The 2,750-nt window shown below is 60.1% G+C and carries 2 protein-coding genes; both read left to right on the top strand.

Annotation, left to right across the window (positions count from 1 at the left end):
• Nucleotides 1–64: 64 nt before the first annotated feature.
• Entirely contained in the window at nt 65–1,579 is a 1,515-nt protein-coding gene (locus ACIQ3B_RS18525) for a hypothetical protein (protein ID WP_397405213.1), read from the top strand.
• A 176-nt stretch (nt 1,580–1,755) separates the two neighbouring features.
• Nucleotides 1,756–2,385, top strand: a complete 630-nt coding sequence (locus tag ACIQ3B_RS18520; protein ID WP_397405211.1) for a hypothetical protein — start codon at nt 1,756–1,758, stop codon at nt 2,383–2,385.
• The last annotated feature ends 365 nt before the right edge of the window (nt 2,386–2,750 follow it).

Below are 2,750 nucleotides of genomic sequence, written 5' to 3'. Positions count from 1 at the left end.
CGGCGCATCTGCGCCTGCGACAACCAGATCAAATCACTCATGACGACGCCTCCATGCGCCGCCAGTGAATCAGACCAACCCCGCCTTGGGAATCATTTCAATGGGTCCTGAGCCTAGCTTCGACACCATCGATGCCTCTTTAAAAACGGCGAAGGATAGTTGGCGCCGGTTTGCTGGGTTCGCGCGATTCCTGCCTGGAGTCAGCGAGTATGCGGGGTTCGGAGGCAGGGCGCTGTTCCTCCTGGTACGCGATCAGATTGTGTGCGTTGATGACCTGGAACGCGCGGGATCACAGCTGGGCGCCAAGGAAGTTCTTGGGTTGCTGTCCTTTCTCAAGGAGCAGCGGAACTGCAAGGTCGTCCTTCTTCTGAATGAGGAAGCACTGCTGGGCGAGAACGCCGCAGATTTCAGATCTCAGCTTGAGAAGGTCGCTGATACGATCGTTCACCTCGATCCCACCCCTATCGAGGCGGCGACAATCGGGATCAGCGACAAGAACCCTCGTAAACGGAAGATTTTGGCGAGCTGCGTTTCGATTGGTATCGTCAACATTCGGACGATCAAGAAAGTCGAGCGGCATTGCGACCGTGCCATCGAACTGCTCGCTGATCTGGACGAGCGAGTCATGGATCAGGCCATACAATCAATCGTCCTGTTCTCATACTGCCGCTATCAGCCAGATAAAGCGCCTCCTCTCGATTTCGTTGGCACCTTCAACATCTACGATGGTTTGATGGAGGGTAAGGGCGATGATCCCTATGCCGATGCCCGTGCCTTACTTGGGACTTATAATTTCTCAGGAGTGGACAGCTTCGACAGAATTTTGCTTGAAGGTATACAGCAAGGCGGATTTGATGAAGGGAAGGTGCGCGCGGAAGCCGAAGCATTGCATAATAAACTAATGCTTCAAGATAAAGACGCCTCCTTCAAGAACGCGTGGGATTTATATCACAATAGTTTTGACGACAATGCTGATGCGGTCATGGATGCGCTAGCAAGTTCATTGCGTAACAACGTGGAGATTGTTTCTCCATCAGGTCTGGACGCCACGGTGCGGCTGTTCAAAGACCTTGGGCGAAAAGCCGAGGCCGCCGAAATCGTGAATTACTACGTGGAACACAGACAAGATCCGGCAATATTCTGGGACTTGGGCCACTACTCCTTCAGCGAGAACGTCAAGGACACTGATGTTGTGGAGGCCTTTGCCACAAAGCTCGCTACATTCCCTGAAGAAGGCGGTCCACTCGAAAGTCTCTACAATATTGGATCAAGTGATGGTTGGAGCGGCACCGACACCGAACGAGTGTCGCGCCTCAGCGTCATGGATTTCTACGACATCTTTAAGCGATTGCGCGGAGCAGACCAGCGCAGAGCGCTGCGGGGCGCATTGTCGTTTAAGCGAGTTGGGAATGCCGACGAAAAGATGAAGGCGGTTGTTGCCAAAGCTGAGGCAGCGCTTGCGCGCATTGCCGCCGAGAGCCCCATCAACGCTCGGCGCATTGGAATGAAATACGGCATTGTAGCGTCGACTGAACCGGAGGCAGGTGAGGAGGGCGCAGATGCCAGCAAGGCCGATTAGACTGAAGGGAATTGGTGTACCCCTCCACGCCGCCAGCCTATCCGAATTCCATCTATCCACCGCCACGCGCCACATCCTCTCCGCAACACGCCGATAACTTACCCATTGACCCCGGTTCAGGTCGCCTCTCGCGAAGATGCTTGCACAGTCGCCACAAATGTTCTACTTTTGTTCCCATGCCCCACGCCGACCTCACCGCCGAGACCATGCTCGCCGAGATGGCCGCCGTCGCCCACCGGCTGGGGATGGCGTTCGGGCGGGAGGCCGAGCGGGAGGCGGACTGGAAGCGCAAGGCTGAGTTGTTCGGCCTGTTCGACAGGTGCTTCTTTGGGGTGCGGGTGGCGATTGCGCTCAAGCTACGTCTGCGGCAGGCCGCCCGGGCGGCGCCGGCCGGCGTTTCTGTGCTGAACGAGGCCCGTGAGGCCGACGATTTCCAGGAACGGGGCGACCCGCCCGAGACCGAACGGCCCGATGCCGGGGAACCTGTACGCGAGCGGCTGGACGCCGACCGCGACCGCGAAGGTGACCGCGCCAGCCTGCCGCTGCTGATGAAGACCCTGCAGGGCGTGGCGGCCGACGCCGCCGCCCGGCCCGGCCCCGCGCCGGCCGAGCTGCCCGCGCTCACCGCCCTGTTGGCCCGGACGACCGGATCTGAACGCCCGGCCAAGCGGCCCGCACCCCTGCGATCACGCCTCTCCGGCGCCGCCGTCCTGACGATGCCGCCCCCACGGGCCGGACCCGCAGCCAACGCCTTCGCCACCCAGGCCCTCCGCCCCCGCGCCGCCACCGGCCCGCCGCGACGCTGAGGCAACGCCCTTCTCCCCGACCGCGGCGTAATTCCAGATTGTCGGTGGCGCATCCCCTTCTCCCCTTGTGGGAGAAGGTGGCAGGCGAAGCCTGACGGATGAGGGGTCGCGCAGGGCTATCCACAATAGTTTCGGGGGCTTTCCGGACAGGATCATCAACCCCTCATCCGACCGCCTTCGGCGGCCACCTTCTCCCACAGGGGGAGAAGGCCAATGGTCGTTGGAAAGAGCGCGGAACTTAGAGCGGATTCCATTCAGTCTGCATCGTATCCGCAGCTCTTGAAGTAGTTGGCGCACTCGGTCGGAGTGAAGAGGTCGATGAAGCGTCCGATGGCGTCCCAGAGGGCACCGACGGTTCGCTCGGC

Source organism: Phenylobacterium sp. (assembly GCF_044358365.1).
GTDB lineage: Bacteria > Pseudomonadota > Alphaproteobacteria > Caulobacterales > Caulobacteraceae > Phenylobacterium.
The sequence above is the reverse complement of the archived record's forward strand: the minus strand, read 5'-3'. Positions and strand labels throughout refer to the sequence as shown.

Bases quoted from the DNA above. Each gene is read 5' to 3' on its own strand.
- ACIQ3B_RS18520 (WP_397405211.1), top strand. From the start codon at position 1,756: ATGCCCCACGCCGACCTCACCGCCGAGACCATGCTCGCCGAGATGGCC.